The 6,024-nt window shown below is 69.0% G+C and carries 7 protein-coding genes; 4 read left to right on the top strand and 3 right to left on the bottom strand.

The genetic code is table 11. From position 1 onward, the window contains the following. Both AB0F10_RS43550 and AB0F10_RS43545 read right to left on the bottom strand, forming a co-directional pair. The coding region (locus AB0F10_RS43550) for a glycosyltransferase (protein WP_360639958.1) at positions 1–761 on the bottom strand (761 nt) is incomplete at its 3' end. Then, positions 758–1,891, bottom strand: coding sequence for a glycosyltransferase (locus AB0F10_RS43545; protein ID WP_360639955.1), 1,134 nt, complete (start codon positions 1,889–1,891; stop codon positions 758–760). The genes AB0F10_RS43550 and AB0F10_RS43545, both read right to left, overlap by 4 nt. Before the next feature lie 431 nt (positions 1,892–2,322). On the opposite strand from AB0F10_RS43545, the gene AB0F10_RS43540 reads away from it, so the two are divergent. The 3 genes from AB0F10_RS43540 (at position 2,323) to AB0F10_RS43530 (ending at position 4,392) form a co-directional block, all read left to right on the top strand. Beyond that, positions 2,323–3,033: an ANTAR domain-containing protein gene (locus AB0F10_RS43540; protein ID WP_360639952.1), complete on the top strand. Its 711-nt coding sequence runs from the start codon at positions 2,323–2,325 to the stop codon at positions 3,031–3,033. Positions 3,034–3,038: 5 nt separating this feature from the next. After that, positions 3,039–3,767 carry a GAF and ANTAR domain-containing protein gene (locus AB0F10_RS43535; protein ID WP_360639949.1) on the top strand — a complete coding sequence of 243 codons (729 nt, stop codon included), beginning with the start codon at positions 3,039–3,041 and terminating at the stop codon, positions 3,765–3,767. Positions 3,768–4,053: 286 nt separating this feature from the next. Next, the gene (locus AB0F10_RS43530) at positions 4,054–4,392 is read left to right on the top strand and encodes a hypothetical protein (protein WP_360639947.1); all 339 of its coding nucleotides are present in this window, start codon (positions 4,054–4,056) and stop codon (positions 4,390–4,392) included. An 86-nt stretch (positions 4,393–4,478) separates the two neighbouring features. Here AB0F10_RS43530 and AB0F10_RS43525 read toward each other — a convergent pair whose 3' ends face one another. Further along, entirely contained in the window at positions 4,479–4,664 is a 186-nt protein-coding gene (locus tag AB0F10_RS43525; RefSeq protein WP_360639944.1) for a hypothetical protein, read from the bottom strand. A gap of 802 nt (positions 4,665–5,466) precedes the next feature. Between AB0F10_RS43525 and AB0F10_RS43520 the strand changes: the two genes are divergently transcribed. Beyond that, positions 5,467–5,865: a ChaB family protein gene (locus AB0F10_RS43520; protein WP_360639941.1), complete on the top strand. Its 399-nt coding sequence runs from the start codon at positions 5,467–5,469 to the stop codon at positions 5,863–5,865. Positions 5,866–6,024 lie beyond the last annotated feature (159 nt).

Here is a 6,024-nt window from a genome sequence, read left to right as displayed (position 1 = left end):
GGGGCGCCTCGTCGCCAGCCGCACGCAGGCAGTGCGGACAGCCGGCCGTCGACGAGTTGGACGTCGCGCAGCCAGCTCAGCATCCGCAGTCCGGCGGCCCGCAGCGCGATATCGCTCTGCAGGTGACCCGCGGCGATGAGGACCTCGGCGAGCGCGGCGCTGGCGTAGGTCAGCTGCGGCTGGGGCCATGACCACGACGGGTCGGAATCGGGCCAGCCGACGGCGGTGGCGGCGTCGGCAAGCAGATCCGCCGCGCGGGCGTGATCCGGATGGGCGCGCAGCACCTCGGCGGCGCCGAGCCCGGCGAAGGTCATGGAATGCGTAGAGGGTGCCCGGAGCGCGGCGCCGGTGGTGAACGCGTGGAGGGCCTCGTCGCGGATCCAGGATGCCGGGCTCCGGGCGGCGGCCGTGCCCAGCCCCCACAATGCGCGCCCCCACCAGTCACCCGTCGACGGGTGGTCGGTCCAGCGCCGGTCGTACCCCAGCCGGTTGTGGAAGGCGCCGTCGTCACCCTGGGCATGCGTCAGAAAGGTCAGGTACACCTCGGCCAGCCGGAGCACCTCCGGATCGGCCTCGGGCTCGCGACAGGTGACGACCAGGCCACGGGCGATGTCGTCGGTGCAGTAACCGTGGCCACGCCGGGCGACCGCATGCCGAGCGTGTTCGAGCAGGCCGGTGTCGTCGGTCAGCCGGGAGAGATGAGCGAAGGTGGGGGTCGGTGCTTGTAACTGAAGAGATGGCACGCCGACGAGCGTGGTCATGCCGCCGATCCGATGACGGTCCTGGTTCCGGCGGCGAGGAGCCGGTCCGCGAGGGTCGCGTAGCGCGCGGCGACGGCGGGCCATCCGAGAACGGCGCCGTCGGGCCGGCGAATGCGGTCGGCGAGTACCTGCGGTTTGGTGATGACGCGCCGGATGGCGCCGGCCAACGCCCGCGGGTTGCGGTGCGGGACGACCAGGCCCGGTCCGTTCGTGAGGAGTTCGACGGCGTGCGGGAACGCGGTCGCGACCACCGGAACGCCCGCGGCGACCGCCTCGACGAGCACGCCGGAGGTCACTTGTTCGACGGAGTCGTACGGCAGGACGATCAGGTCGGCAGAGCGAATCAGCGCGCCGAGCGCCGCCCGGTCGTGGTAGATGTTCTGAAAGTCGACGGCGTGTGACGTACCCAGTTCCGCGCTGAGCCGGTGTAACCCGGAGCGGTATACCTCACCGTGCCGCTCGATCACCTTGGGGTGGGTCCGCCCGGCGACGGTGTAGACCGGGTCCAGGCTACGAAGCTGGGCCACAGCGCGGATCGCCCACTCGATACCCTTGCCGGGACCGAGCAGACCCCAGGTGAGCAGGTGCGGCCGGGGACGGCGGATCACCGGGACAGTGGAGAGATCGGCGGCACCGTGCGGGATGACCGTGACCTTGGCCGGCTCCACGCCGTAGCCGGCGACGAGGCGGTCGCGAGCCGTGCCGGTCATGGTGACCACGGCGCCGGCGGTCGCCACCACCTGCTCCAGCACCGATCTCTGCCGTGGCGTCGGACGGCTCAGCACCGTGTGCAGGACCACTATGGAGGGCACGAGCAGCCGGCGCATCAGCCGAAGAACGTCCGCGCCGTCGGCGCCCGGGTAGATGCCGTACTCGTGCTGGATCATCGCGACGTCGAAGGTGTTGAGGGCGTCGGCTGCGTCGCGCCACCCGTCGGCCTGGCGTACCGGCCAGGTATGGGCCACGTCTGTCGTGTGGTCGGGGATTTCGTCGTCGCCGTCCCCGGCGACCCGGATGATGGCGGTGCGGGCACCGCTCGTGGTGAGACTGTCGGCGAGCGCGGCATTGAAGGTGGCGAGTCCGCAACGGGTCGGTGGATGCGTGCTGAGTAGCCCGTACCTGATGGCCATGGGTCTGCTTTCTGCTAGGGCAGCCGCAGCCCGTGTCCGAGCGGCGGCGCCGGCTCGCACGCGGATAGCAGCAGATCAGAAGCGAAGACCGCGAACGGGCCGGGTCCAGGGCCGCGCACGTCGGAGTGCTCGAGAAGCCGGCTGGTTTGACGATCGTCGACCAGCCTGCGCGGCTCACAGTACGCCACCGTCAATGTCTGAACAGTGACGGCTCCGTCGCCGTGCGCCCAGACGAGCCCCGTCCGGGGGGTGTCAACAGGAGTAGGCTCGCCGATATACCGGCCACCATCGCCGCGGTCCGGGCTGCTTCGCTGCCCATGGCGGTCGGCACGGCCCGGATCGCTGAGCTGCGCCACCTCTCGCGTCGTCGCTGACCCCGGGAGCACGCCCTGATGCCCGCAGGCTGGGCGACGCGAAGCCGGAGGGCTCCCATGGTCGCGAGCGCCGATCGCAGGATGCGGCTGTGGAACCTGGTGGTCGAGCGGGCCCACGGTGTCCCGGCCACGGCCGGCCACGTCGGTGCCGTCGTCCTGACGGTCGCCGGGGTGGACGCGGTGGCCGTCACGCTGGTCCTTGCCGATTCGCCTCGCGAGAACGTATACGCGAGCGGGCGGCTGGCCGCCGATCTCGAGGAACTGACCACCACGCTGGGTGAAGGGCCGGGGGTTGACGCGCTGGCCGGTTGGCCGGCCCTCGGCGCCGACCTGACCGACCTGTATTGCCGAGCCCGTTGGCCCGTCTTCGCTCCGGCCGCCGTGGCTCAGGATGTTCGCGCCGCATTCGCTCTGCCGTTGCAGGTCGGCAGTATCCGGCTCGGCGTCATGGACCTCTACCGGTCTCGGGCCGGCGTACTGGATCGCGACCAACTCGCCGACTCGTTGTTACTGGCGGACACGGCCTGCGCGCTCCTGCTGGACGAGACGAACCACGGGGAAGGGCGGCGGCCGGAGGGCGCCAGCCTGCAGCATCCCGAGGTTCACCAGGCCACCGGGATGCTTGTCATACAGGCCGGGGTCAGCGCGGCGGTGGCGTTGGTCCGGCTCCGCGCCTACGCGTACGCCCATGACAGGCGTCTTCGCGACGTCGCCGCCGACGTAGTGGCCCGCCGGCTCCGTTTCCATCGCGATCCCGAGGAAGGGTGACTGACATGACCCGGCCCCTGCTGTCAGACGTGTTCATCGAGATGGCCGATACCCTGGTCGACGACTTCGACTTGATCGACTTTCTGCATACCTTGACCGAGCGTTGCGTGCAGTTGCTCGAGGTCGACACGGCGGGGTTGCTGCTCACCGATGCTGAGGGCGTTCTGCAGGTGGTGGCGGCATCGTCTGAACGGACTCGGCTACTGGAGCTGTTCCAGGTGCAGGCCGCCGAAGGTCCCTGCCTGGACTGCTTCCGCACGGGTACGGCCGTCTCCGTCGACGACCTCAGCCGTGCGGGGCGGTGGCCCCGGTTCACCGAGGCGGCCGCCTCGGCCGGTTTCGCCTCCGTGCACGCGTTGCCCATGCGTCTGCGTACGGATGTGATCGGCGCGCTGAACCTCTTCGGCGTGGCACCGGGGGCACTCGACTCGGAGCGGTTGCGCGTGGGACAGGCGCTGGCCGACATCGCCACCGTCGGGCTGATGCAGCAGCGTGCCATCCGGCGCAGAGATGTCCTCAGCGAGCAACTGCAGGCCGCGCTGAACAGCCGAGTCCTGATCGAGCAGGCGAAGGGTCTGCTGGCGGAGCGGCTGCAGGTCAACGTCGGGGAGGCGTTCACGATCCTGCGGTCCAGCGCCCGCACCCGCAACCGGCGCCTGTCCGACCTGGCCCGGGCCCTCGTTGAGGGCACCGAACGCCTCCCACGACCGGGACCGGACACGCGGACGATCTGAAGGGCAGATCATCACGCGGCCCCGCCCGCGGCCCCGCGGAAACCGCCGGATGGCGAGTCACCCAGTCGGGGGAGCGCGATGGCCTCCGCGCCCTGATAAGCCGTAGCATTACACCCGCCTCGACAGCACCGAGCAGGTCGCTCCAGACCCAGGCGGCAGCCCTTCAAACCACCGCCCTGGAGCGCCCATGCGAATCGTCATCCGCAACGCAGCTCCCCGGAAGACACCTTCCGGGGCTGTCGCCGGTGCTCGTCCGCCGGCCCACGAGACCGTCGAGTCGTCGGTCATGGAGGCGATCTCGCGGGGCAGCCGGGATGCATTCGCCGTGCTCTTCGATCGCACGGCCGGGGCCATCGGTGCCGAACTGACGGCGCGCCTTGCGGATCCCGAGCAGCGGGTCCCGATTCTCGCGGCCACCTACGTCGAGGTGTGGTGGCTCGCGGGCTGCCGCAGCGGCGCGGAATCCGACGTTACGCAGTGGATCAGGCGCATCCTGGACCGGCGCATCGTGGACGCGCGCCGGACCATGGGGCGGCACGTCGAACGTGAGCCGCAACCCGGCCGTGCTGAGCTCGAACTGGCGGGCCTGCTAGGCCGGCCGGTCGACCGCTTCTGGCCGGTCTGAGCGGGCGCGTCCCAGATCAGCGGGGGCTGAGGTCCGGGGGCGCAGATTCGGGCCCAGCCCGCCCACCGCGCATTCCCAGGTACGGCTCAGCCCGGTTGCGAGGCGACTTGGGCGGGTGAGATGGCGGCGGGGTCGACGCCGAGCGTGTGGAGCAGGGCGGCGTTCTTGTGCGTGTCGACGAGCCCGGGCAGCTCCCGGTCCACCCAGTCGGCCCTGGCGTTCAGTCCTCTGGAGCGCAGGACTGCGATGATTTCAGCTTTGTCGATGTGCATGGGATTCCCTCATTGTCGTTGTATGGCTTTGCGGAACGGCCGGGTGGCAACGCGGTTGATCAACAGGAATCGCAGCCGCTCGCGGGGCGGCGATGATGGCGAGCGCGTTGCCGATGTCGATGATTCCGGCGAAGACGCGGGGTCGGTGCGCATGATGGCGGCCGGGTCCCCACCTCGTGCCGGGTCCGGTGTTGCCGCCGGACACCGACGCTCCCGAACTGATCCGCCCGTCCCACTGCGGAGCCTGCCCTGGACACCTCCAAAAGCGAACAAATGTTTCACCGCCACAGCCGCGGGTAGCGCAAGTTGTCCGATTCACGGTGGGCGGGAGTCGCATGACGACATCGGCCAGCAACGCCGCAGACACCGCTGTCCTTAACAGATACCGGCGTGCGGCGGATTATCTGGCCGCCGCGATGATTTCCTGAAAGACAACGTACTGCTGACGGCACCGAGCCCTACGACTGGATCCATCTGGGGCTGTCGGCCACGGCGTCGACTCCGTCGGGATGGCGACCACCGACCAGTGGCGCGAAGTCTTCGGCCGAGCCAGGAAGGCCGGGGCGTTCGCCGGGGTGTCGCCGCGCCGGTATCCCAGAGACCGCAGACCTTCTTTCGGCTTCCAGCGGGCCTTACGCGCGATCCCGCACCGGCATGCCATGCCGAGACCGTTGTCCCTGGACACGGTCGCTCGATTCCTCAAGAACCGGGCAACACGTTATCCCAGGATCGATCTCAGCGTTGTTTGACCTCGCTAAGGAACGGGCACGCATCGCAGGTCGGACACTTCGAGGAGGTCATCATGCCGGCCAAGGACGACATGCCCAGCACGTTGAAGCGCTCACCGAAGAAGGCGCAGGAAACCTACGCCAAAACACACGATCATGCGGTTGAGGAGTACGGCGAGGGTGAACGTGCCCACCGTACGGCGTTCGCGTCTTTGAAGCACTCGTTCGAGAAGAGCGGTGATCACTGGGAGCCCAAGGAGAAGAAGGGGCCGAGTGACGCCAAGGCAGCGGGCGGCCGCGACACGAAGGCGGAGACCGCCGGCGGAGTCGATGCGAACGCCAGCAAGCAGCATTTGATGGATCAGGCGAAGAAGCTGGAGATCACCGGGCGCAGCCGGATGACCAAAGACCAGTTGGCCGACGCGATCCAGAAGGCCAACGCTAAGAGCACCCGCAAAGCCCGCGGCGAGTAACGGGCGCTACGCGCCGCCGCGACATCGACGGGTATCGCCGCCCAGATCACCGTGACCACCTGGTGCTAGTGTCCTGAGTCTTTAAATCGTTGTCAGTGGGTACGGTGGTTGCATGCCATTGCCGACAGCAGTGCCGATCGTGCTCACTGATGACGAACG

This window comes from Actinoplanes sp. NPDC026623, from assembly GCF_040638275.1.
GTDB lineage: Bacteria > Actinomycetota > Actinomycetes > Mycobacteriales > Micromonosporaceae > Actinoplanes.
The sequence above is the reverse complement of the archived record's forward strand: the minus strand, read 5'-3'. Positions and strand labels throughout refer to the sequence as shown.

What these genes read in the sequence shown, in the direction of transcription:
- AB0F10_RS43540 (WP_360639952.1), top strand. Translation starts at nt 2,323, where the DNA reads ATGGTCGCGAGCGCCGATCGCAGGATGCGGCTGTGGAACCTGGTGGTC.
- AB0F10_RS43525 (WP_360639944.1), bottom strand. Translation starts at nt 4,664, where the DNA reads ATGCACATCGACAAAGCTGAAATCATCGCAGTCCTGCGCTCCAGAGGA.
- AB0F10_RS43535 (WP_360639949.1), top strand. Translation starts at nt 3,039, where the DNA reads ATGACCCGGCCCCTGCTGTCAGACGTGTTCATCGAGATGGCCGATACC.
- AB0F10_RS43530 (WP_360639947.1), top strand. Translation starts at nt 4,054, where the DNA reads ATGGAGGCGATCTCGCGGGGCAGCCGGGATGCATTCGCCGTGCTCTTC.
- AB0F10_RS43545 (WP_360639955.1), bottom strand. Translation starts at nt 1,891, where the DNA reads ATGGCCATCAGGTACGGGCTACTCAGCACGCATCCACCGACCCGTTGC.
- AB0F10_RS43520 (WP_360639941.1), top strand. Translation starts at nt 5,467, where the DNA reads ATGCCGGCCAAGGACGACATGCCCAGCACGTTGAAGCGCTCACCGAAG.